Genomic DNA, 24,082 nt, shown 5'->3' with positions numbered 1-24,082 from the left:
CATGCACTCCTCGCGATGAGGCCGGTACAGGATAACAGCGACCTCAGAACTTGTAGCTTGCCGCCAGGTAGGTCTGCGCGCTGCTGGTCAGGCGCAGGGTGCCGTCCTTCGGCCCGCCGTGGGCACCGATCTCGGTGGCGGCGTTGCTGCGCAGGTAACGGTAGCCCATCTCCACCGAGGCCTTGTCGGTGATTTCCTGGATCACGCCGGCCTGCAGGCCCACGGCATAGCCGTAGTCGGTGTCGCGGCTGGCGCCCGGCGAGTCCTGGGTCAGCTTGGTCATGCCCAGGGTGCCGCCACCGAACAGCTTGGTGGTATCACCCACCGGCAGGAACAGGTCGTAGCTGCCGAGCAGGTTTTCCTGGCGCAGCTTGACGCCGCTGTGGTCGCCCGAGACGTTGTCGTAGGTCATGTAGTAGCGGCCCTGGTCGTTGATCTTGCCCAGGCGCACGCCCCAGGTGCTGTCCTTGCCGATGATGCCGTCGGCGTTCAGGCCGTCGGTGTTGCGTTGCAACAGGCCGGACTTGCGCACTTTGTCGCTGGTCTGGCCGTAGGTCAGGCTGGCGAAGTTGTCATCGGCCTGGGCGGCGGTGGTGAGGCCGGCGGCGCAAACCGCCATGGCGGCGATCAGGGTATTGAGCGTTTTCATGGTTCAGGTACTCCGGGTTGGATGCGTTGTTTCTGTCTGGGGACTAGAGTAGGGAGGGCGCCCTGAACCCCTGCTGAACCCGGCCTGAACCTGGGCTGAACGAACCGAACAAGGAGCTCGACCATGCGTACCCTGCTTGCACTGGCCCTGTTGTGCGGCGCCACCCTCGCCCAGGCGGCGGTGCAGACCCGCGAGATCCCCTACCAGGATGCCGACGGCAACCGCCTGATCGGCTACTACGCCTACGACGACGCCGTCGAGGGCAAGCGCCCGGGCGTGGTGGTGGTGCATGAATGGTGGGGGCTGAACGACTACGCCAAGCGCCGCGCCCGCGACCTCGCGGCGCTGGGCTACAACGCCCTGGCCATCGACATGTACGGCGACGGCAAGAACACCGAGCACCCGCAGGATGCCCAGGCGTTCATGGCCGCGGCGATGAAGGACCCAGCGGCCGCCGCCTGGCGCTTCGATGCCGGGCTGGAGCTGCTGAAGATCCAGCCCAACACCAACAAGCACCAGCTGGCGGCCATCGGCTACTGCTTTGGCGGCAAGGTGGTGCTGGACGCGGCGCGCCGCGGTGAGAAGCTCGACGGCGTGGTGAGCTTCCATGGCGCGCTGGTGACCCAGACGCCGGCCAAGCCGGGGGTGATCCGGGCCAAGATCCTGGTGGAGCATGGCGAGGCCGACAGCATGGTCACGCCGCAGCAGGTGGCGGCGTTCAAGGCGGAGATGGATGCGGCCAAGGCCGACTACAAGTTCGTCGGGATCCCGGGGGCCAAGCATGGCTTCACCAACCCGGATGCCGACCGCTTGAGCCATGGCGAGCATGGCGGGCCGGATATCGGCTATGACAAGGCGGCTGACGAGAGCTCGTGGAAGGATATGCAGGCGTTCCTGAAGGATGCGCTCGACTGATGATCGCCGGGGCCGCTTTGCGGCCCTTTCGCCGGCAAGCCGGCTCCCACAAAAGATGGCGACGCCCCCTGTGGGAGCCGGCTCGCCGGCGAAAGGGCTGCGCAGCAGCCCCAAAATCTGTGCTCCACCACCAGCCACCAGGCTGGCACAATACCCGCCATGAACAGACTCCCCACCTGCTGCGCCCCGCTCCAGCACCATTGGCCCCTGCCGCGCCCGGTCCCCGGCGCGGTGCTGGTCAGCTGCGCCTTCGACCCGGCCAATCTCGCGCCGGACGATTTCCAGCGCGCCGGCATCGAACAGACCGCCAGCCTGCAACGTTCGGTGGCCAAGCGCCAGGCCGAGTACCTGGCAGGCCGAGTCTGCGCCCGTGCAGCCTTGCAACACCTGGATGGCCGCGACTACGCGCCCGCTGCCCATGAGGACCGCTCGCCGATCTGGCCCGCCGGCATCCGCGGCTCGATCACCCACGGCCAGGGCTGGGCCGCCGCCGTGGTGGCTACCGACGGCCAATGCCGCGGCCTCGGGCTGGACCAGGAAACCCTGCTCGGCGAAGACCGCGCCGAACGCCTGGCCGGGGAGATCCTCACCCCAGCGGAACTCGAACGCCTGGACCGCAGCCAACAGGCCCTGGCCGTGACCCTGACCTTCTCGCTCAAGGAAAGCCTGTTCAAGACGCTCTACCCGCTGACGAAAAAGCGCTTCTATTTCGAGCACGCCGAACTGCTGGAATGGTCCGCCGACGGCCACGCCCGCCTGCGCCTGCTCACCGACCTGTCGGCCGAGTGGCACCACGGCGTCGAGCTGGATGGCCAGTTCTGCCTGCAGGACGGCCACCTGCTCAGCCTGATCAGCGTTTAATCGCGCGGCTGCTCCCGCGGCCAGCTCAGGCTGAAACACGCCCCGCCCAACTGCTCGCTGTGCCCGACCAGGGCGCGGCCGCCGTGCCAGTAGATGATCCGCCGCACGATCGACAGCCCCAGGCCATGCCCGCCCGAGGCCCGGGTGCGGCTGTCGTCGAGGCGGGTGAAGGGGGTGAAGATGCGGTGCCACACGCCCTCGGGAATCCCGGGGCCATCGTCCTCCACATCGATGCGGCAACGTTGCTGTCCCAGGTGATAGCTCACGCGGACTTCGGACTCGGCATGGCGCATGGCATTGCGCACCAGGTTCTGCAGGGCCCGGTGCAGGTAGCGCGGCTCGGCCTCGACCCGGGCGTCGCCGCCGTCGAGCCCGTGGCATTCGCCGCGCACCACCCGCACCTCGGCGCGCAGCGGCGCCAGCTCCTCGATCACCCGCGCCAGCAGCTCGTCCAGGTCCACCACCTGAAAATGCAGGGCCGGTGCACCCTGCTCCAGGCGGGCGTAGGTCAGCATCTCGTCTACCAGCTTGTCCAAATCCTGGATATCGCCGTCCATGCCCGCCAGATGCTTGGCCCGGGCCTCGTCGCTGCCGGCGCTCTCGATCATCTCCAGGCCGAAGCGCAGCCGCGCCACCGGGGTGCGCAGCTCGTGGGACACCGCCCGCACCAGCTCGCGCTGCATGGTCAATGAACGCTGCAGGTGCTCGGCCATGCCGTTGAAGGCCTCGGCCAGACGCCCCACCGAGTCGGCATCGCCGGCCGGCACCCGGGTGTCGAGGCTGCCCTGGGCGATGCGCGTGGCCGCCACCTCCAGGCCCGACACCCGCCGCTCCAGCTGGCGCACCAGCAGGTAGACCATCAGGCCGATCAGGCACAGACCGAGAAAGGCGATGAGGATCAGCAACTGCGGCGGATAGGGGTTGAGCTGATACAACGGGCCGATCTCCAGCACCCAGGGCGAGCCGGACAGCCCCGAGAACACGCGGATCGAATCGCCGTCCCTGCCGAGGGCCATCACCGTATCGCCCTCCTCCACCCGACGGCGCTGGTCGTCGTCCAGGGCGGCGCGCTCGATGCGCTGCAAGGCAATGTCGAAACCGAAGCCCTTGCTCTGGCGCAGCTGCGCCAGGCGCGCCTGCTGCTCGGTCACCGGGTAGCGCACCAGCTCGTCGGCCAACAGATAAAGGGTAGCGCGGGCCAGCTGCTCACTGATCTGCTTGACCTCGGCCACCAGCAGCAAGTCCTCGTGGCCAACCCGGCGCAGCACCCGGGCGGCATGCGGGCCGGTCTTCTCCACCACCACCAGGTCTCGGTACAGGCGCGCCCGCTGCCCGCCGTCGAGGGTAAAGGCCGACAGCGGTTGCAGGTCCAGCGGCACGCCGAGCAGGCGCTCCCAGATCACCAGCGAACGGGTGCGCTCCACCGCGTTCTGCTGCGCCAGGTTGTCGGCCATCAGGCTGAAGGTGCCCTGGGCCAGGCGCTCGCGGTGCTGGCCGGCGCGGATCTCGTTGAGCAGGTGCAGGCTCAGCACACCGAGCACGGCCACCAGCACCAGCACCGCGAGCATGCCGCCATAGATGCGTAGGAAGATCGAGTTCATGGCGCCTCGCCGACGAACAGGTAGCCCTTGCTGCGCAGGGTCTTGATCAGCCGCGGGGTGATCGGGTCGTCGCCGATCTTGGGGCGGATCTTGGAGATGCGCACATCGATGGAGCGATCCTGGCCGTCGTAGCCGACGCCGCGCAGCGAGGTGAAGATCTCCTCGCGGGACAGCACGCGCCCGGCGTTGCTGGCCAGCAGCCAGAGCAGGTCGAATTCGGCGCCGGTCAGGTCGACCAACTGGCCGTGCAGGCGAGCCTCGCGCTGGCGGCTGTCTATATGCAGGGGGCCGAAGGTCAGGTCCTGGCGGCGCTCCGGGGCGTCGCTGCGGCGTAGCAAGGCATTGATGCGCGCCAGCAGCACGCGCGGGCGCACCGGTTTGCACACGTAGTCGTCGGCGCCCAGGTCCAGGCCCTGGATCTGGTCGAGCTCGTCGCTGCGGGCGGTGAGCATGAGGATCGGGCCGGCGTACTGGCCGCGCACGCGGCGGCAGATGCTCAGGCCGTCTTCGCCGGGCAGCATCAGGTCGAGGATCACCAGGTCCGGCTGGCTGTCGATGATACGCCGCGCGGCGCGGCCACCGTCGCCCTCCACCGCCACTTCGAAGCCGTTGGCCTGGAGGTATTCGGCAGTCAGTTCGGCCAGGCGCTGGTCGTCCTCGACGATCAGGATGCGGTTGATTGGCTGGTCCATGGCCTCCCCCTTGTGTGCTGGTCTTTTATTGTTGTTTTGCGTTGTCCGCAACGGCCTCATCGCCGGCAAGCCGGCTCCCACAACAGCCGCGCCGTACCTGTGGGAGCCGGCTTGCCGGCGATGAGGCCGGTGCAGGCAATATAAATGCCTGATCCTACGGGTATTCCCTTTCACCAAAGCGCAATATCAGCCCCGGATACTACGTCCCGCCCCCACCCCTGCCAACCACCGCAAACAGCCCTCGACTGAACCGTTTTTTGTGATAGGGTGCGCGCCCTAAAAAATCTTCGCGACGGCGTAGCACAGGCAAAAAATAGTGCAAACCTCTTGGGACAAGGCCTACAGCGAATACCCACGGATGACTCACAAAGTACCCACAAGTTATCCACAGGCGCCGACCTTGCAAAGCCCCCTGGACCGCATTATCTTGTATCCCTATCGCAGCGAACCACTAGATATTGGGTTTTGCGCAAAATCACAAACACAAGTCAACAGGCAAATTCAAGCGAATTTTCTGGCTGAACTTAAGGTGATTTCAACAGCCAAACCGCTCCTGCGGAGGGCGACCGAGGCAAGCCGCAGACGGCCTTGTTCGGGTATGAGTGTTGCAGGCAAGGCCCGCACTCATCAGCAACAGATTTTGGGTACGCCCAGAACCTTTGACTTCGGCCAGGGAGCGGCAGGTTACTGCCCCTAATTCCTGAGTCTGTCCCGAAGTCGGTAAGCCCGAGCGGGCGGATGCGTGTGCTTCACGCGCATCCCCGCCCGGGCCATCGAGCAAGTGGACGGAACGGTGGCGCCCGACAACGGCGCCTGAACAAACTAGAAACTGTGGAGACACCCACCCATGCAAACCGACACAACTCGCGAGAACCCGCAGGCCAAGGCGCCTCAGGCCGCCGATTCGAACCAGGATCTGGCCGCCACCGCCCCTGGCCAACTGCGCGTGATCAAGCGTAACGGCACTGTCGTCCCCTACACCGACGACAAGATCACCGTTGCCATCACCAAGGCGTTCCTCGCAGTTGAAGGCGGCACCGCCGCCGCCTCGTCGCGCATCCACGACACCGTCGCGCGCCTGACCGAGCAGGTCACCGCCACGTTCAAGCGTCGCATGCCATCGGGTGGCACCATCCACATCGAAGAAATCCAGGACCAGGTCGAACTGGCCCTGATGCGCGCCGGCGAGCAGAAAGTCGCCCGCGACTACGTGATCTACCGCGACCAGCGTGCCAAGGAGCGTGCTACCCGCTCCAACGCCGACAGCGTGGTCGAGCCGCACCCAAGCATCCGCATCACCCTGGCCGACGGCAGCCTGGCGCCGCTGGACATGGCGCGCCTGAACACCATCATCAGCGAAGCCTGCGAAGGCCTGGCCGAAGTCGATGGCGAGCTGATCCAGCGCGAAACCCTGAAGAACCTGTACGACGGCGTCGCCCTGAAGGACGTCAACACCGCCCTGGTGATGACCGCCCGTACCCTGGTCGAGCGCGAGCCGAACTACTCGTTCGTCACCGCCCGCCTGCTGATGGACACCCTGCGCGCCGAAGGTCTGGGCTTCCTGAACGTCGCCGACAGCGCCACCCACCACGAGATGGCCGACCTGTACGCCAAGGCCCTGCCGGCCTACGTCGAGAAAGGCGTCGAGTTCGAACTGCTCGACCCAGCGCTGAAAGGCTACGACCTGGAGCGCATGGGCAAGGCGATCAACCACGAGCGCGACCAGCAGTTCACCTACCTGGGCCTGCAGACCCTGTACGACCGCTACTTCATCCACAAGGATGGCGTGCGCTTCGAGCTGCCGCAGGTGTTCTTCATGCGTGTGGCCATGGGCCTGGCGCTGGAAGAGAAAGATAAAGAAGCCCGTGCGATCGAGTTCTACAACCTGTTGTCGTCCTTCGACTACATGGCCTCGACCCCGACCCTGTTCAACGCCGGTACCCTGCGTCCGCAGCTGTCGAGCTGCTACCTGACCACCGTGCCGGACGACCTGTCGGGCATCTACCACGCGATCCACGACAACGCCATGCTGTCGAAATTCGCCGGTGGCCTGGGCAACGACTGGACCCCGGTGCGCGCCCTGGGCTCGTACATCAAGGGCACCAACGGCAAGTCGCAAGGCGTCGTGCCGTTCCTGAAAGTGGTCAACGACACCGCCGTCGCCGTGAACCAGGGTGGCAAGCGCAAGGGCGCCGTGTGTGCCTACCTGGAAACCTGGCACCTCGACATCGAAGAATTCATCGAGCTGCGCAAGAACACCGGTGATGACCGTCGTCGTACCCACGACATGAACACCGCCAACTGGATCCCTGACCTGTTCATGAAGCGCGTCTTCGATGACGGCAAGTGGACCCTGTTCTCGCCATCGGAAGTGCCTGATCTGCACGACCTGACCGGCAAGGCCTTCGAAGAGCGCTACGAGTACTACGAAGCCCTGACCGAGTACAACAAGATCAAGGTGTTCAAGACCATCCAGGCCAAAGACCTGTGGCGCAAGATGCTGTCGATGCTGTTCGAGACCGGCCACCCATGGCTGACCTTCAAGGACCCGTGCAACCTGCGCAGCCCGCAGCAGCACGTGGGCGTGGTCCACAGCTCGAACCTGTGCACCGAGATCACCCTGAACACCAACAAGGACGAGATCGCGGTCTGCAACCTGGGCTCGATCAACCTGCCGAACCACATCGTCGATGGCAAGCTGGACACCGCCAAGCTGCAACGCACCGTGAACACCGCCGTGCGCATGCTCGACAACGTGATCGACATCAACTACTACTCGGTGCCGCAAGCGCGTAACTCGAACTTCAAGCACCGCCCTGTCGGCCTGGGGATCATGGGCTTCCAGGACGCGCTGTACCTGCAGCACATCCCGTACGGCTCCGATGCTGCCGTCGAGTTCGCCGACAAGTCGATGGAAGCGGTCAGCTACTACGCGATCCAGGCTTCCTGCGACCTGGCCGACGAGCGCGGCGCCTACGAGACCTTCCAGGGTTCGCTGTGGTCCAAGGGCATCCTGCCGCTGGATTCGCAACAGATCCTGATCGAGGCCCGTGGCCAGAAGTACATCGACGTCGACCTGACCGAGAGCCTGGACTGGGCACCGGTGCGCGAGCGTGTACAAAAAGGTATTCGTAACTCGAACATCATGGCCATCGCGCCGACCGCGACCATCGCCAACATCACCGGCGTGTCGCAGTCCATCGAGCCGACCTACCAGAACCTGTACGTGAAATCGAACCTGTCGGGCGAGTTCACCGTGATCAACCCGTACCTGGTCCGCGACCTCAAGGCCCGCGGCCTGTGGGACTCGGTGATGATCAACGACCTGAAGTACTACGATGGTTCCGTGCAGCAGATCGAGCGTATCCCGCAAGAGCTGAAAGACCTGTACGCCACCGCGTTCGAAGTCGAGACCAAGTGGATCGTCGATGCCGCCTCGCGTCGCCAGAAGTGGATCGACCAGGCCCAGTCGCTGAACCTGTACATCGCCGGCGCTTCGGGCAAGAAGCTCGACGTGACCTACCGCATGGCCTGGTACCGTGGTCTGAAGACCACCTACTACCTCCGTGCCCTGGCCGCGACCAGCACCGAGAAGTCGACCATCAACACCGGCAAGCTCAACGCCGTGTCGAGCGGCGGCGACAGCGCCCCGGTCCAGGCCGCGGGCCCAGCCCCGGTACCGAAGGCCTGCGCCATCGACGAGCCGGATTGCGAAGCCTGCCAATAAGGGCTGCGCAGAGGCTACCCCCGGGTAGCCTCTTTTCTGCGCCACGGCGCAGAACCCTGTGGGAGCTGGCTTGCCAGCGATGAGGCCGGCACTGCCAGCACCTCCCCACAGCCAGACATAACAAGCCGGGGCCAACGCCCCGGTCAGCCCTCCCCCGGGCACTCCAGATTTGCGTGCACCGCACCGCAACCAAGATCCACCGGCCATACTCATTGATGGCCCTCAAGCAGGAGATCTCACCATGCTGAGCTGGGACGAATTCGACAAAGAAGACGGCGAAGTCGCCGCCAAAGGCAACACCGCCGCACAGGCCGCTGCCACCACCACCCTCGACAAGCTCGACAGCGCCGGCGGTGCCGCCGCCCTGGAAGCCCGCGCCGCCACCGCCGCCGACTCCGACGCCGTCAAGCGCGCCAAGGCTGCTCTCGATGCCCTGGACATCGCCGAAGGCCTGGCCGAGCTGGAAGGCTCCTCGGCCCGCGTCGCCGTTGACGAAAAGCGCATGATCAACTGCCGCGCCGACCTCAACCAACTGGTTCCGTTCAAGTACGACTGGGCCTGGCAGAAGTACCTCGACGGCTGCGCCAACCACTGGATGCCGCAAGAGGTCAACATGACCGCCGACATCGCCCTGTGGAAGAGCATGGACGGCCTGACCGAAGACGAGCGCCGCATCGTGATGCGCAACCTCGGCTTCTTCTCCACCGCCGACTCGCTGGTTGCCAACAACCTGGCCCTGGCCGTGTACCGCCTGATCACCAACCCGGAGTGCCGCCAGTACATCCTGCGCCAGGCCTTCGAAGAGGCGATCCACACCCACGCCTACCAGTACTGCATCGAGTCGCTGGGCATGGATGAAGGCGAGATCTTCAACATGTACCACGAGATCCCATCGGTCGCGAAAAAAGCCGCCTGGGGCCTGAAGTACACCCGCGCCATCTCGGACCCAGAGTTCAACACCGGCACCGTCGAAACCGACAAAGAGCTGCTGCGCAACCTGATCGCCTACTACTGCGTATTGGAAGGCATCTTCTTCTACTGCGGTTTCACCCAGATTCTGTCGATGGGCCGCCGCAACAAGATGACCGGCGTCGCCGAGCAGTTCCAGTACATCCTGCGTGACGAGTCCATGCACCTGAACTTCGGCATCGACGTGATCAACCAGATCAAGATCGAGAACCCGCACCTGTGGGATGCCGCGATGAAGGAAGAGGCTACCCAGATGATTCTGCAGGGTACCCAGCTGGAGATCGAATACGCCCGTGACACCATGCCACGCGGCGTGCTGGGCATGAACGCGGCGATGATGGAGGATTACCTCAAGTTCATTGCCAACCGTCGACTGACCCAGATTGGTCTGAAGGAAGAGTATCCGGGGACTACCAACCCGTTCCCTTGGATGAGCGAGATCATGGACTTGAAGAAGGAGAAGAACTTCTTTGAGACTCGGGTTATCGAGTACCAGACTGGTGGTGCTCTGAGCTGGGATTGATTTCCTAACCCATACCACCTCAAAGGGCTGCCATTAGGCAGCCCTTTTTTCGTCCGGATACTTTGGTTTCTTGCATTTGCTTACGAGGCCGAGCTGATGGCATTATGCCGGTGCACAGCGGAATCTGTGAGATTGTTGCCAAGGTGGGCTATATATCAAAGCTGGATAGCCAGCATTATTCGCCACTCGGCAAGAACATTTTTCGCAGTGCATAGTTAAGCTTATTAACCAAGCATATGGAGCCTTGGGTAAATCTATGCATCGCACTGCAACTTTCTATGATCTAAAAATAACTTCCTCCGGCTCATGCCGTGCCAAGGAGAACTTGGCAAACTTCGAAGCCACACCAAAACCTCTATCCGAAATAATCGACCAGGTAAGTCAGCTATTCAGTGGTGGTGATCGAGTACTAAAAAAGGGCAGATCAGAAAAATCACCGAAATACTACATTTCCGACCTGAAAACACAAAAAAATCGAGTCATAATCCTCATCAATAGAAGTGACCCAACAGCACCAGACGCAGTTTCTAGTGATCCTGAAAATAAAAAAAGAGTGGTTCATGAAAAACCTCCAGGGCATGGCGGAGATAGCTCAGCACATTTAGTAATCGAGCTTAGTCCCGACAAAGGAGATAATTACTACGTCTGTGTCATCGAGACGGTATTCGGCTCTGGCTTACATGCTAGCAGCATAACTGACTACATCCGCTTTCTATTCCAACACTGCCGTAAACAGTTCCCTGAAAAATATCAAATACCTCATATTAACGGTGCGCGAAATCAAGATGGTGAGCCATTAATGGTTCGTCACTTGCATGCTGTCGAACTTCAAGGACATCCATCAAGCGAGTTCGAAAGAGACCTTGAAACAGGAACCCTTACAAACATTGAACTCCTAGACTTTTCCGAAAAAGGCGCTATCTGGGATGAAAAGGGGGCGGTATTTGAGAGCAGCAGAGCGGTAATACTTCGTCCAGAAAATAAACTCATGACAAAGCTTTCAGCCACCGTTAGGCAGGTGAGAAATAATGTCATAAAAAAACAGATCAACTACCCGCAGATGAGGCTACGCTTCAAAAACGAAAAGGGCGAGCCTAGAGACGCGACTATTGAAACAGTAACAGGCAATTTACTAGACGAACACAAGTACATTAAACGACATACAATCTCAGCCCCGCTTGTCAACACATCAAGCCTTGAAAAAATCAGCCAAAATATAATCAATGAGGTTTTTGCCTTAATGGAGCAATAATGTTAATTCAGCAGCTTCTACAACCATTCGGCTATCTGTCAATAAGACATCCTTACAAGTGGATTGTTGACTGGCTCTACCCTGCGTTGATATCAATCGCAGCTGTGCTTGCCTTGGTAGTGAATGACAGTCTCTCGAACCTTTTAAAAACAGGGAATGGAGGGTTTGTTCCCTTAGCGCTGTCATTCGTACAATCTCTACCTGGTTTTTACATAGCAGCTTTAGCGGCCGTGGCGACGTTCGGCCGATCAGATATTGATAGTGTCTTGCCCGAGCCAACTCCGAAAATAAAGATAAAATTTCGAGACAAGGAAAATATTGTAGAGCTTACTAGACGCCGCTTTCTAGCTATGCTCTTTGCCTTCCTAACTGCCGAAAGCATAATGATAGTAATATACTCAATAATCATCTCGACCTACGGAGAAACGCTATTCCAAATAGCAGTCCCGCTCACACAGCTAGGAAATGCACTACCCGTAGCACTGGCCCTTATATATTTTTTATTTTTAAGCCAGATGATTTTAGCGACATTCTGGGGACTATATTACTTAGGCTACAAGCTGCATGAGTAAAAAAGGAGAAAAATCCTACATTAAAAATATTGACGTGACTCGACTAGCCTATCTAGGATTTCCCCCGGCGCCTAAGAAACGCCTAACACGGCGGTCCACCCGCTCCCGACAGATGCGGCTTTTTTGTGCCTGTGGTCTACTGCTGCGCGCAAAATGCACTCCGTTATGTCGGGAGTGGGCTAATACAAGACCCGCAAGGGGAATACGTCCGGCCTGCCGTGTAGGTTTCTTAGCTCCCGACACCCCAGCCTTAAGAATGCTGACCACGCACGGAGGTAAAGGAAATGCCTATCGAGTCGAGCACTCGCAGGCCTCTCGCAGATGCGTCCCGCCTGCCTAGAACGCTTCAAAATCCAGGAGGCCAGCCATGACTGACCTCCACGACTCCACCCTCTTCACCCGCCACAACCGCCCCCTCCACACCCTCTGGCTTGAATCCCAAGCCTGGTTCTGCGCCCACGAACTCGGCCGGATGACCGGGCGCTTCTTCGACGAACACTGCATCCGCAAGCTCGACCCGGACCAGCATCGCACCGTGCAGTTGCTGCGCTACGGCCGGTACGGCGAGACCACCATGGTCAGCGAATCCGGGGCCTACACCCTGCTGGCCCATCATCACATTCCGGAAAACCGCCACCTGCGGCACTGGCTGACCCACGAGGTGGTGGCGGTGCTGCGCGATGGGCAGGACGCGGCGCTGGACGACCTGCCGCGCCTGGGCAGGATGTGCTGGCCGGGTGGGCAGACGGCGAGTCTGTTGTATTGGCAGAGCGAGCCTTGGGTACGGATGCGGGATGTGCCGGTGGTGATGGCGGCGGAAGTGCCCGTGGTGGTGCCCGAGCGGCGCAAGCTGAGCTGGAAGGCCTGTGCGCAGCGGGCGTTGCGGTTGCATGGGGTGGGGGATTAGGAACCCCGTGTGTATTGCGGCCCGGCGTCGCGGGACAGGCCCCATTCAACCTCAAGCCTTGCGCGGTCTCTGTAGGAGCGGCCTTGTGCCGCTCCTACAGGGGGCTATGGCAGTCTGGGAAATAGCGCTCTCTGCGATCCGCATCATCCACTTACGTTTTCTGCTTGGACACAGCTAAAATTAAGGCCTAGCGTTCATTCCTATGTCAGAAACTATTCAACTTTTTCTGACTACGATGGAGGTCTCCGTGTCCGTAGCGGAATCGATTGCCAGCCATATCAAGTACCTGCCCAAGGGCAAGCCGTTCACGATTGATCGCTTTATCGAGGCGGGGTCGCGGGCGTCGGTGGACAAGGCGCTGTCCCGCCTCGTCCAGGCGGGTACGTTGGAGCGGGTCGCGCGCGGGGTGTACATGCGCCCGAAGGCCAGCCCCTACGTGGGCAAGGTGCGGCCCAGCCCGACGACGGTGATGATGGTCATCGCCAAGGCCAGGGGCGAAACCATCCAGGTCCATGGCTCGGAGGCGGTGCGCCTGTTCAGGCTCAGTACGCAGATGCAGGTACGCCCCACCTACTACACCAGCGGCACCACCCGCGATATCCGGGTCGGGGACGCGGTTGTCCATCTGCGGCACGTCTCGCCAGACAAGCTGCAATGGGCAGGCACCCAGGTGGGCTTGGCATTGTGTGCGCTGTTCTACATCGGCAAGGGCAAGCTGAACGTGGCCACGGCCGAAGCGATCCTGGCGCGGCTCAGCACGGCGGAGATCTCCAGATTACTGTCCAGTCGGATGCCTGCATGGATGCGAGAGGTACTCCGTAACGCGCAAGGGATGCTCCATGAACGACTGCTACCTGAATCTTCCCGCAACAGCCCAACGTGAAATCCTCGAGGCCGCCGCCGCAGCCTCACATCGCTCCGCCGCCATTCTGGAAAAGGACATCTGGCTGACCTTCCTGCTCGACCAGCTGTTTCGCATGCCGGATCACAAGCCCATGGCGTTCAAGGGCGGGACGTCATTGTCCAAGGTCTATTCGGCGATCAACCGGTTCTCCGAGGATGTCGATATAACCCTCGACTACCGTAGCTTCTCCCCAAGCTGGTCACTGGCTGAACTGCTGAGCCATGGTGGCCGCTTTCGAAACCGGTTTGCCGAAAGCTTGCGCGACGATGTGCGACGCTACACCCATCACGTGCTCAAGCCTTACCTCCAGCACCAGCTGGATTCGTTGGCATGCGCTGGCGAATGTGCCATCAACCTGAGTTGGGACGGCGAACGGATGGAGGTGCAATACCCCTCCCGCGCCAGCGCCCGTGGCGGCTATCTCAAGGATCACGTGCTGATCGAGTTCGGTGGGCGGAACATCATCGACCCCAACGCGGTTTTCACCATTCGCCCGGATATTGCCTCGATGATCCCGGCAGTGAGTTTCCCGCAGGCTGACGTGGTGGTGCTGGCAGCAGAGCGAACGTTCTGGGAGAAAGCCACGCTGATTCATGCGGCCTGCAACAAGCCATTGCCCGAGGGGATCAACCGCTACTCCCGGCACTGGTATGACTTGGCAATGCTGGCGCGTCATGAATGCGGGACCAGGGCCAAGACGGACATGGCCTTGTTGAGTGATGTGATCGACCTGAAGAACACCTTCTATCGAAGCAGCACCACGCACTATGAACGCTGCCTGGAAGGAGAACTGAACCTGGTTCCCGATGGCGGCAATCTGGAGCGATTGCAGACTGACTTCGAAGCGATGACCGCTGCCGGGATGTTTTACGAGGAGGGTGTTGGATTGCAGCACGTGCTGAGTGAGTTGAGCGGGCTGCAGGATGAAATCAATCACATTGCGCGGCGGGCTGTGCGAGCTGGCCGTTAAGCAAATTGGGCCGCTTTGCGGCCCTTTCGCGGCACAAGGCCGCTCCTACAGGGGCGAACGTAAGCTATGAATACCCTGCTAGACAGTTGCTCCCAGAATGGGGCTGTGCAATCTCCCGCCCTCGTCAGCTACGAAATGACTGCCCCAGAAACGCGGTAATCAACGAAACAACCTGCTGCTGGATCAACGCCCGCGGCCGAGCATTCTCACCATCCCGGCAAATGACGCCATCGCCTGGCGCGTCCTCTTCAAGCAACGCCACCGCACCAGGTTTGCACATCGACAAGAAGCTGAAGTGGCTGGCGTCCTTGATCTCGACATAGCGACTGGTCACCGGGGGCAAGCGCTTGGCCAAGTCGGCGGACTCCAACCGTGCCGGGAGCTCTTCAGAAGGTGCGCCCGCCGCGATCACCAGTGCCGGCACCGGCAACGCTGCCAGGCTTTCAGTGGTCATGCCACGTGACAGGCCCAGATCCAGGGTCACGATGGCCGTTACACGTTTGTCGCTCAGGTCGCCACCCAGCCGGGCTTGCGCTGCCGTGTCAGGGTTGGCCTGTTTGTAGACGCCACAACTGGCCAGCTGCGGATGGGCCTTGCAGTCCTGGGCAAACCGCTCGGGATCGAACCGCGACCCGGCGATTTCCAGTGCGGTCCAACCACCCAGTGAATGCCCCACCACTGCAATCTGTTGCTTCGCCACTGCCCCAAACCGATCCGGCTGAGCCAGGACGGCATCAATGGCCCGTCGCAGGTCGAGGGGGCGCTGCCACAACTGGGCAGCGGCTTCAGGGTCGCGATTGCGGGTGGTCGTGCCGGGGTGGTTGACCGCCGCCACTATATAACCCTGCTGAACGAGCGCACTGGCCAGCCATGACTGGTTGCCCCAGTTACCGCGAAAACCGTGGGAAAGCACCACCATCGGATGCGCGCCTGGGGCCGGTGGCGCATCACGCACAGCGAGGTCACCGACAAACACCGGCGTATCCGCGATCAACTGTGGCGTGGCCGTGGTTGTGCTCGGGTACCAGACAACCAGCTCCAACGGGCGATCATTGTGCCCGTCCGAGAGCGTAGAGGCCTGGAAACCGATGGGGATATCGCCCGCGAAGGCAGGTAGGTTCAGGCAGGTAAGAAACAAGACGCCGAGCATTGTTTTCATTGTTTTTCTTCCTTGAAAGGATCAGCGCCGATTGGACGCGATACGGTGCCTGAGAAACATATCAGCCGTCGTCGCGATATGCCCGTAAAACGCCATTGGTAGGCCACACCAATGCTGGCAGACCTGGTCACTTCGGGACGCTCGGGGCGATAACCCGTCCTTCGCGAAACGAAATGTCGTAAACAAGATGCTGCAATACACCCGTGAAAACCAATATCGCTTAGCGCCTAGAATTATTGGCAAAAATATCAAAATAGCCACTTAACGCCTAGAAATTTAGTCTTTGTGTTGAGCTGAAAATTTCCTTTGAAGCGAATCTTACTGAGACTAGAATCCTAGGCAAAGAGGCCAATAATCGTCTTTAAAGCACAGGATCCCAGGCGTTATGAAAGCCATATCAATGACTGACGACGCGATCGCCAACGAGATCGGCCAACGCATTGAGGCGATCCGCCTGAAGCGTAATATTGGCCAGGACATCGTCGCCCATGAAGCCGGGGTTTCCCGGGAGACCTACCGCAAGCTCACGGCAGGCAAAGGCACCCTGGTGAACGTGATTGCCGTCTTGCGAGTGCTGGGAGAGCTTGATCGCCTCGCCTCGCTCATCGAGGACGTCAGGACCAGCCCCGTGCAACTGGCAAAAATGCAGGGCAAGCAGCGGATGCGGGCGAGAGTCACACGGGCTACACCGCCGGCGCCTGAACATGGAATCAGGACGCCTATCGGCAAGCCCACGCTCATTGGTGGCCCGAAACCCGACAAGGATGACAGCTGGTGATTGCACGGATCTATCTCTGGGGTGTGTATGTAGGCGCGCTCAACTGGAACACGCAGACCCAGACCGGGGAGTTCGAATACACCCCCGAGTTCGTCAGGACGGGCCTTGAGATCTCGCCGGTCCATATGCCGTTGCGCCAGGACTACACCTACGTATTCCAGGGGCTGGACCGCGAAACCTTCAAGGGCCTGCCCTCGATCCTCGCCGACTCCCTGCCCGATGATTTCGGCAACGCGCTGATCGATGCCTGGCTGGCCCAGCAGGGGCGTGACAAGGCAACATTCACCCCGGTCGAACGCCTGCTTTACCAGGGCAAGCGCGGCATGGGCGCCCTGGAGTATCGCCCGGCGATGGCCACCGAGCGGGACAAGGGGGAGAGCCTCCAGATCGATGCACTGGTGCGCCTGGCCAGCGAGGTGTTGTCCGAACGCGAGTCGATCGCCGAGCGCCTGGATGCCAAGGACCCGTCGCTGGACGACAGCGCCCTGCAGCACCTCATCCAAGTCGGTACCAGCGCGGGCGGCGCCCGGGCCAAGGCGGTGATCGCCATGAATGCCGAAGGCGAGATCCGTTCGGGCCAGGTCACCGCGCCGCCGGGCTTCGAGTACTGGTTGCTCAAGTTCGACGTAGCCAAGGATTCGACCGTGCTGGCTGACTCACAAGGCTACGGGCGCATCGAGTACGCCTACCACCTGATGGCCAAGGCGGCCGGCATCACCATGACCGAGTGCCGATTGCTGGAGGAAGGTGGACGCGCTCACTTCATGACCCGGCGCTTCGACCGCACGAAAGAAGGTGAAAAGATCCACGTCGCGACCTTGTGTGCACTCGACCACGCCGACTTCCGCAAGCCTGGCCAATACTCCTATGCCGAGGCCTTCGGGGTGATGCGCACACTGCGGATTTCCCGCGACGGCGCCGAACAGTTCTACCGCCGCATGGTGTTCAACCTGGTGGCACGTAACCAGGACGACCACACCAAGAACACGGCCTTCATGATGGACACCGACGGCACCTGGTACCTCACGCCGGCGTATGACGTATCCTACTCCTACCTACCTGGCAGCTTCTGGGTCGATAGCCACCAGATGACCGTGAACGGCAAACGCGACGACTTCACCCTCGACGATTTGTTGAGCGTGGCCAGCCAGGTCCGGGGGATGGATGCACGAGGGATCATCAAGGACGTCTGTGAAGCCGTCGCTCAGTGGCCGCGTTTTGCCACAGAGGCCGGAGTACCCGCCACCGCCAGTAAGCGGATCGGCGAAGTTCATCGCCTGTACCTTGGAGAGGGGCTGTGAACGAAGATCGTCTGCGATCCCCTTGAGACATGAAGCAAATAGGCTCGCCCACACCACAAATTGGCATCTAAAGTTAAAGACAGGAAATCCTGTCGAACGTGGTCATGGGCGAGTTAATAATTAAGCGTAGCGCGGATTTCCATCGCTGCAAACGCAGGACCGAGTGCCGCTCCTCGCTAGCCGCCAGAGCTGTATTGAAAAACCCAGCCCCCCTGTATCTATTGCAGACTCGCCCTTCCCTCCACCATCCCTTCCACACTCCCCCGGATGGCTAAAGGAACCCGCATCATGGCTGCCCTGCTGCTGCAAATGTCCCCCATAGGCCTGGTGATCGCGCTGATCCTGCTGCTGCGACGTCCGCCCGTGCAAGCCGCGCTGGCCGGCGTGGCCGGTGTCCTGCTGCTGTGGGGCCTGGGCGCCGCGCAGCCGCTGTCGACGGCCGTGTCCGGCGCGATCCTGCAAGATACGCTGATCCTGTTCCTCAGTACCGCCTGCGTGATCGTCCCGGGCCTGGCCTTCGTCATCCTGGTCGAGCGCGCCGGCGCGCCGCAGGCGATTGGCGCCTGGGTGCGCGAGCTGGGCTGGACGCCGCCGATGCAGGTGATCTTCATCGTGCTGGGCCTGGCGCCGCTGCTGGAGGCGATGACCGGGTTCGGCGTATCGCTGATCGCTACCGTGCCGCTGTTGATGGGGCTGTTCTCGCGCCAGGTGGGAATGAAGATGGCGTTGGCCGGCATGGTGGTGATGCCTTGGGGCACGCTTGGGCTGGCGACGGTGATCGGCGCGTTGCTGGCGCATGTACCGGCGCAGGAGCTGGGCAGCCATTCGGCATTGATGAGCGCTCCTGTGTTCCTCTGCCTGGCCGCCGTGGCGTTGGGCCTGGCGGGTGTTCGTAGTGTTCGGGCATGGCTCGGGCTGGGATTGATCTCGCTGCTGTTCAGCACAGTGCTGTATGCAGTCAACCGCTGGATCGGGCCGGAGGCCTCGGGTGTGCTGGCCGGGCTTGCAGTGGCCGCGGTCGGCCTGGGTATCTCCTGGGCGCGGCGCGGGGCACTGGTGCGCTGGCCGCAGGCCGCGTGGCCTTACCTGGCCCTGTTGGCGGTGATCATCGCATCGCGGGCGTTGTTCCTGTTGTCGGGCTGGGACGGGCTGTGGGTGGTACACGGCGCCAATGTGTCGTGGAAGCCGCTGGCGTCGCCGGGGCTGGCCTTGCTGCTGGTGGTGCTGATGATGGTCGGCCGCCAGGGCGCGGGCTTCCCGTGGCAGGCGCTGGTCACTCGGGCGCGGTTTCCGGTGGCGACGATCTTCCTGTTCCTGCTGCTGTCCCAGGTGATGGTCAAGGCCGGCTTCCTGGTCGAGGCGCAACGGGCGTTGCAGGCGCTGTCCGGGGTGTCGCTGGCCTCGACGGTGTCGCTGCTGGCGGGGTTGGCCGGCTATGTCACCGGCTCCAATGTCGGCGGCAACACGCTGGTGATGCCCTCCATCGCGGCGCTGTCCACGGTCCACGGCCCGTGGCTGGCGGCGATGGTCAACAGCGCCGCCGGGCATGGCGCGCTGGGCTCGCTGTCGATCCTGTCGCTGATCATCGGGCTGGCCGGGGCCAACCGCGAGGAAGAGCACGGGCTGATCCGCTTCGGCTTTGCCCTGGTGCTGCTGAACATCGTCATCGTGGCTGCAACCGGCGTGGTTTTGCTCTACCTTTCCGGAGCCCCCGCCTGACACGACCCAAGGCCCCCATGGACAGCACCCCCAAGCCCGACAAACGCTGGCACACCGTCAACACCTGGCTGCTGCGCCAGATCGACAGCGGCGAATGGCCCACCGGCACGCAACTGCCCTCGGTGCGCGAGCTGGCGCGGCTGTTCGACAGCAGCCTGGCCACGGTGCAACGGGCCCTGGCGGAGCTGGAGGCCAATGCCTATGTGCAGGCCACGCCCCGGGTGGGATATTTCGTCGCCAAGGGCGCGGCCCAGGTGCAGGGCTTTGACCTCGCCAGTGTCAGCGTCAACGTCAACCACGCGGTGGTCGCCATGCTCGCCCAGGCCGCCAGCAACGGCGGGTTGTCGTTGAGCTCGGCGGTACTGCACGACGAACTCACGCCCCAGGTGCTGCTGAACAAGTGCCTGACGACCCTGGCCAGCAAGGCCGATCAGCCGCTGGCCGGCTTGATCGCCCCGCCTGGCCTGCCCTCGCTGCGCCGACGTATTGCCGGGCTGATGCTGCAGCGCGGCGTGGCCTGCGGCCCGGATGAAATCCTGGTGACCTCGGGCGACACCGTGGCCCTGGAGCTGGCCCTCGAGGCCGTGGCCCGGCCGGGCGCCACGGTGGCCATCGAGACCCCCACCTACTACGGCATCCTGCAGACCATCGAACGCCTGGGCATGCGCGCCCTGCCCATGCGCACCCACGCGGGCAGCGGCATGGACCTCGACCACCTGGCATGGGCGCTGAAACGCAAGAAGGTCGATGTGGTCTTCCTCAACCCGACGCTGCAGAACCCTCGCGGCTTCATCATGCCCGACGCCGCGCGGGCCGAGCTATCGCGCCTGACGCAGGCGGAGGATGTGCCGATCATCGAGGACGACATTTTCTTCGACCTGGTGGACGAGGCGCAGCGCCCGAAGGCGATCAAGCACTACGACACGACCGGGCAGACGATCTACTGCTCGTCGTTCTCCAAGACCGTGGCACCGGGCTACCGGGTGGGATGGTGCGTGGCCGGGCGTTATCGGGACGCGATCCTGGCCCAGCTGTTCTCGCGCAACCTGGCGGTGTCGAGCCTGGCCCAGCGCGTGCTGGACGAGTTCATCGGCCGCGGGTACATGGAGGCACATTGCGCGAAGCTGCGTGGGCGGCTGGCGGTGCAGGCCGAGGTGATGGAGACGCTGGTGCGCTCGGAGTTTGCGCCGGGGACGCGGTATGTGGCGCCTGCTGGAGGATTCATCCACTGGCTCGAATTGCCGGAAGGGACGGATATGGCGGTATTGCGAGAGCTTGCCGCCGAGCGCGGATGCAAGGTGGGCGACAGCGGGATGTTCTTTGCCGATGGGGACTGTGGCACGGGGCTGCGGGTGTGCCTTGGGCGGGTGATTACACCGGAGGTGATGGGCGGGTTGAGAGCGCTGGCGGAATGCGCACAGCAGGCGGGACAAGGCTGATATCAGTCAGTTTACGTCAATGGGGCTGCTACGCAGCCCATCGCCGGCAAGCCGGCTCCCACAGGCACCGCGCAATTCCTCAAGCCTGCACATTACCTGTGGGAGCCGGCTTGCCGGCGATGGGCCGCAAAGCGGCCCCTGTCACGTTATCTGACTGAAATTATCGAGTCAGCTCAGGTGCGCATGGCTACGCAGATGCTCGGCCAGCATGTCGATGAAGGTACGTACCTTGGTCGACCCGTACTTGCTCTCGCGATGCAGGATATGGATCGGCCAGGGCGCCTCCTCGTACTCGGCCAGGATCACCTGCAAGCGCCCGGCCGCGACCTCATCCGCCACCTGGTACGACAGCAGCCGGGCGATCCCCAGCCCGGCACTGGCCGCGGCGATGGCGGCGTCGTTGCTGGTCACGGTCAGGCGCGGCTTCATGCGGATCAGCGTCGGGTCGTCGATGGCGCCGAAACGCCAGTCGGTGCGAGGTGACAGCGTCCCGGCGGCAATGACCTCGTGCTTCTGCAACTCCGAGGGATGCCGCGGCGTGCCATGACGCTCCAGGTATTCGGGCGAGGCGCACAGCAGCCGGCGCATCTTGCCCACCCGCAGCGCCTTCAGGCCCGAGTCGGGCAACTGGCCGATGCGCACGGCCACGTCCATGCCCTCTTCCACCAGGTTCACCACGCGGTCGAGGAAGAACGCCGAGACGTCCACCTCGGGGTACTGCTGCAGGTAGCGCACGATGCAGGGCATGACGAACTTCTTGCCGAACAGGATCGGCGCGGTCACCGCCAGGTCGCCCTTGGGCGCGGCATTGATGCCGGCAGCGGCTTCGTTGGCTTCGATAATGCTGGCGAGGATATGCCGGGTGTCTTCCAGATAGCGCCCGCCGGCCTCGGTCAGGCGCACGCTGCGGGTGGTACGCAGCAGCAGCTTGACCCCGAGCTGCTCCTCCAGGGCGCTGACAGCGCGAGTCACCGCCGCTGGCGAGATGGCCAGGCGGCGGGCGGCGGCGGCGAAGCTTTCCAGCTCGCCGACGGCCACGAACACTTTCATCAGGTGGATCTGGTCCATGCCGCGCCCCACGCGTTGTCGTGGGGCGATTATCCCTGTGCGCACGCTAGAGCTCCAGCACCACAGCTTGCGCACCGTCCTCGGCCTGGGCCGGAATCGCGCAGCAGATCAGCACGCTACCGGCTTCGGGCAGTTCGGCGGGCGGGTTCGGGTAGTGGACCTGGCCGCTGACCAGCTTGGTCTTGCAGGTGCCGCAGGAGCCACCGCGGCAACTGAAGTCCGGCGACAGGCCGCGGCTCTCCGCCAGTTCCAGTAAGGTGCCGCCACCGGGTGCCCAGCGTGCCTCCTTGGCGGAGCTGGCGAAGTACACCGGTACCGGCTCGCTGGCAGGCGGCGGTTGTTGCAGCGTGGGCTGGTTGTCGTCGGTATGGCGGCGCAGGGTCGAAGGGCCGAAGGCTTCGGCATGGATGCGGGCGTCGGGGACATGCACCGTGCGCAGCCCCTCGTAGAGATCCTGTGTGAAGCTGGCCGGGCCACACAGGTAGAAGTCGTAGTCGTCCAGTGGCAGCGTGGCCTTGATCTGCTCGATTCCCAGGCGGCTGGCGAAGGCGTAGTCGCGGCCCTGCACGGCTTGGGGTTCGGGCAGGCTCAAGGCGCGGTGAATGCTCAGCAGGCCACCGGCGTGCTGCTGGAGTTCGGCAAGCTCTTGCTGGAACGGTAGGTCGGCCAGCGTACGGCCACCGTGGAACAGGTAGATGCGCCGCCCCAGCCCCAAGGCCAGTTGCTCGCGCAGCATGGCGATCAACGGGGTGATGCCGACGCCCGCCCCAACCAGCACGAGGGGGCGGTCGCTGGTGTGATCGAGGGTGAAGCTGCCCATGGGCAGGCGCACCTGCAAAGTGTCGCCGACCTTCAGTTGCTGGTGCAGATAGTGTGAGGCAGGCCCCTGCGCCTTGACGCTGATACGCAGGTGGCCATCGGACGGTGCGCTGGACAGGCTGTAGGTGCGGATCAGCGGTGCCTCTCCATCAACCTGCAAGCGCACGGGAATATGCTGGCCGGGCGCGAAGGCCACCGCCGTGCCCTCCTCGGGTTGCAGGTAGAACGACCGGATATCGCGGCTTTCCTGCTCGATACGCAGCACGCGCCAGGTCAGCCATTGGCGCTGGCGCTCACGCTGTTGCAGGCGCTCTTCGGCTTCACTCCAGGTACCGGTCATCAGGCTGGTGGGGGCGTACTCCTGGAAGGCCCAGCGCAACGACACGGCAGCCGGGCGAATCACCACCTGCTCGATGTCCAGGGTCCAGATCCGCTCGGCCCCCTCGAAAGCGCTGATCAGCGGGCTGTCGAGAATCACCTCGGTTCGCCCTGAAACCTGCAGCACATCGCCCGAGGTGAAGTCGACGAACAACAGGCCGGCAACCGGGTTGACCAGCAAGTTGCCGAGGGTATTGAAATGCAGATTGCCGGCATAGTCGGGGATGGTCAGGCGATTGCCTTCGACCCTGACGAAACCGGGCCGGCCACCGCGGTGAGACACGTCCACGGCACGTTGGCCGTTTTCCTGCTCGACGTAGCTGGCGACAAAGAAGGTATCGGCGTTTTCGATCATCGCGCGGGACGCGGCATCGAGTGCCGATGAATCCCGACGCGCCTGCGGCGGTTCATCGACGCGGGTGTATTCGCGCAGCTGGATGTACTGGGGGCAATTGCCGAACGACTGCTCGACCCCCACCTCCAGCTGACCGGTGCCTGCCCGACGGATCAGGCCATTGAGCCGGTTGCGGCGCCGGGTATGCAGCTCGATCCCCAGCAAGCCAATGGCACCGCCATCCACCAGGCCCGGCGTGGCCGGGTCATCAGCGGCAGGCGCGGCGCCGATCAGCAGTTGCCGGGGATCGGGCGAGCTGACGAAGCCTTCCGCGCCTTCGAGCAGCGTCGCCCAAGGGGTGCCAGCGGCATCCACGGCAGCGGCCACCAGGAACGGCAACTGCTGGTAGAACGCGCGATGCTGGTCGGGCATGAAGTCGCGGATGACCTTCTGGCCGAACACCTCCATGCGCTCAGCAACACCGACTTGCTCCTGCAGCCGTTTTTCACCTGCATGCCAGGGCGATCGCATGGCGGCATTCCTCT

19 protein-coding genes are annotated in these 24,082 nt (G+C 62.7%); 13 read left to right on the top strand and 6 right to left on the bottom strand.

Annotation, left to right across the window (positions count from 1 at the left end; all coding sequences use genetic code 11):
- Positions 1 to 43: 43 nt before the first annotated feature.
- The gene (locus AAHK21_RS20270) at positions 44 to 649 is read right to left on the bottom strand and encodes an outer membrane beta-barrel protein (RefSeq protein WP_023632176.1); all 606 of its coding nucleotides are present in this window, start codon (positions 647 to 649) and stop codon (positions 44 to 46) included.
- Between the two features lie 123 nt (positions 650 to 772).
- Here AAHK21_RS20270 and AAHK21_RS20265 point away from each other — a divergent pair, with 123 nt between their 5' ends.
- Positions 773 to 1,564: a dienelactone hydrolase family protein gene (locus AAHK21_RS20265; protein WP_367858163.1), complete on the top strand. Its 792-nt coding sequence runs from the start codon at positions 773 to 775 to the stop codon at positions 1,562 to 1,564.
- A 159-nt stretch (positions 1,565 to 1,723) separates the two neighbouring features.
- Positions 1,724 to 2,425, top strand: coding sequence for a 4'-phosphopantetheinyl transferase (locus AAHK21_RS20260; RefSeq protein WP_367858162.1), 702 nt, complete (start codon positions 1,724 to 1,726; stop codon positions 2,423 to 2,425).
- On the opposite strand, the gene AAHK21_RS20255 is transcribed toward AAHK21_RS20260, so the two are convergent.
- Positions 2,422 to 4,026: an ATP-binding protein gene (locus AAHK21_RS20255; protein WP_367858161.1), complete on the bottom strand. Its 1,605-nt coding sequence runs from the start codon at positions 4,024 to 4,026 to the stop codon at positions 2,422 to 2,424. The two genes, AAHK21_RS20260 and AAHK21_RS20255, sit on opposite strands and share 4 nt — an antisense overlap.
- The gene (locus tag AAHK21_RS20250; RefSeq protein WP_038706632.1) at positions 4,023 to 4,718 is read right to left on the bottom strand and encodes a response regulator transcription factor; all 696 of its coding nucleotides are present in this window, start codon (positions 4,716 to 4,718) and stop codon (positions 4,023 to 4,025) included. Before AAHK21_RS20250 ends, AAHK21_RS20255 begins: the two co-directional genes overlap by 4 nt.
- Positions 4,719 to 5,565: 847 nt before the next feature.
- Between AAHK21_RS20250 and AAHK21_RS20245 the strand changes: the two genes are divergently transcribed.
- The 7 genes from AAHK21_RS20245 (at position 5,566) to AAHK21_RS20215 (ending at position 14,542) form a co-directional block, all read left to right on the top strand.
- Entirely contained in the window at positions 5,566 to 8,445 is a 2,880-nt protein-coding gene (locus AAHK21_RS20245; protein WP_038706633.1) for a ribonucleoside-diphosphate reductase subunit alpha, read from the top strand.
- A 241-nt stretch (positions 8,446 to 8,686) separates the two neighbouring features.
- Positions 8,687 to 9,937 carry a ribonucleotide-diphosphate reductase subunit beta gene (locus AAHK21_RS20240; protein ID WP_038706634.1) on the top strand — a complete coding sequence of 417 codons (1,251 nt, stop codon included), beginning with the start codon at positions 8,687 to 8,689 and terminating at the stop codon, positions 9,935 to 9,937.
- 325 nt (positions 9,938 to 10,262) lie between these two features.
- A complete protein-coding gene (locus tag AAHK21_RS20235; protein ID WP_367858160.1) occupies positions 10,263 to 11,189 on the top strand; it encodes a hypothetical protein in 927 nt (308 codons plus the stop codon).
- Positions 11,189 to 11,761: a hypothetical protein gene (locus tag AAHK21_RS20230; RefSeq protein WP_367858159.1), complete on the top strand. Its 573-nt coding sequence runs from the start codon at positions 11,189 to 11,191 to the stop codon at positions 11,759 to 11,761. The genes AAHK21_RS20235 and AAHK21_RS20230 overlap by 1 nt, the downstream gene beginning before the upstream one ends.
- Positions 11,762 to 12,128: 367 nt before the next feature.
- On the top strand, positions 12,129 to 12,668 hold the full coding sequence (locus AAHK21_RS20225; protein ID WP_367858158.1) for a Bro-N domain-containing protein: 540 nt from the start codon (positions 12,129 to 12,131) through the stop codon (positions 12,666 to 12,668).
- A 247-nt stretch (positions 12,669 to 12,915) separates the two neighbouring features.
- The gene (locus tag AAHK21_RS20220) at positions 12,916 to 13,551 is read left to right on the top strand and encodes a DUF6088 family protein (protein ID WP_367858157.1); all 636 of its coding nucleotides are present in this window, start codon (positions 12,916 to 12,918) and stop codon (positions 13,549 to 13,551) included.
- Positions 13,508 to 14,542 carry a nucleotidyl transferase AbiEii/AbiGii toxin family protein gene (locus tag AAHK21_RS20215; protein ID WP_367858156.1) on the top strand — a complete coding sequence of 345 codons (1,035 nt, stop codon included), beginning with the start codon at positions 13,508 to 13,510 and terminating at the stop codon, positions 14,540 to 14,542. The genes AAHK21_RS20220 and AAHK21_RS20215 overlap by 44 nt, the downstream gene beginning before the upstream one ends.
- A gap of 124 nt (positions 14,543 to 14,666) precedes the next feature.
- Here AAHK21_RS20215 and AAHK21_RS20210 read toward each other — a convergent pair whose 3' ends face one another.
- On the bottom strand, positions 14,667 to 15,701 hold the full coding sequence (locus tag AAHK21_RS20210) for an alpha/beta hydrolase family protein (protein WP_367858155.1): 1,035 nt from the start codon (positions 15,699 to 15,701) through the stop codon (positions 14,667 to 14,669).
- 400 nt (positions 15,702 to 16,101) lie between these two features.
- Between AAHK21_RS20210 and AAHK21_RS20205 the strand changes: the two genes are divergently transcribed.
- From AAHK21_RS20205 to AAHK21_RS20190, 4 genes are all read left to right on the top strand, one after another.
- Positions 16,102 to 16,479, top strand: coding sequence for a helix-turn-helix domain-containing protein (locus tag AAHK21_RS20205; RefSeq protein WP_367858154.1), 378 nt, complete (start codon positions 16,102 to 16,104; stop codon positions 16,477 to 16,479).
- Complete coding sequence (locus tag AAHK21_RS20200) at positions 16,476 to 17,780, top strand: type II toxin-antitoxin system HipA family toxin (protein WP_367858153.1); 1,305 nt, start codon at positions 16,476 to 16,478, stop codon at positions 17,778 to 17,780. The genes AAHK21_RS20205 and AAHK21_RS20200 overlap by 4 nt, the downstream gene beginning before the upstream one ends.
- 288 nt (positions 17,781 to 18,068) lie before the next feature.
- Positions 18,069 to 19,499, top strand: a complete 1,431-nt coding sequence (locus AAHK21_RS20195) for a transporter (RefSeq protein ID WP_367858152.1) — start codon at positions 18,069 to 18,071, stop codon at positions 19,497 to 19,499.
- Positions 19,500 to 19,516: 17 nt separating this feature from the next.
- Positions 19,517 to 20,938, top strand: coding sequence for a PLP-dependent aminotransferase family protein (locus AAHK21_RS20190; protein WP_367858151.1), 1,422 nt, complete (start codon positions 19,517 to 19,519; stop codon positions 20,936 to 20,938).
- Positions 20,939 to 21,106: 168 nt separating this feature from the next.
- On the opposite strand, the gene AAHK21_RS20185 is transcribed toward AAHK21_RS20190, so the two are convergent.
- Both AAHK21_RS20185 and AAHK21_RS20180 read right to left on the bottom strand, forming a co-directional pair.
- On the bottom strand, positions 21,107 to 22,006 hold the full coding sequence (locus AAHK21_RS20185; RefSeq protein ID WP_046854509.1) for a LysR family transcriptional regulator: 900 nt from the start codon (positions 22,004 to 22,006) through the stop codon (positions 21,107 to 21,109).
- Between the two features lie 46 nt (positions 22,007 to 22,052).
- Entirely contained in the window at positions 22,053 to 24,068 is a 2,016-nt protein-coding gene (locus AAHK21_RS20180; protein WP_367858150.1) for a pyridoxamine 5'-phosphate oxidase family protein, read from the bottom strand.
- Between the last annotated feature and the right edge of the window lie 14 nt (positions 24,069 to 24,082).

Source organism: Pseudomonas sp. TE50-2, assembly GCF_040813665.1.
Taxonomy (GTDB): domain Bacteria; phylum Pseudomonadota; class Gammaproteobacteria; order Pseudomonadales; family Pseudomonadaceae; genus Aquipseudomonas; species Aquipseudomonas soli.
Note: the sequence above shows the minus strand (reverse complement) of the source record. Positions and strands in the feature narration are given on the sequence as shown.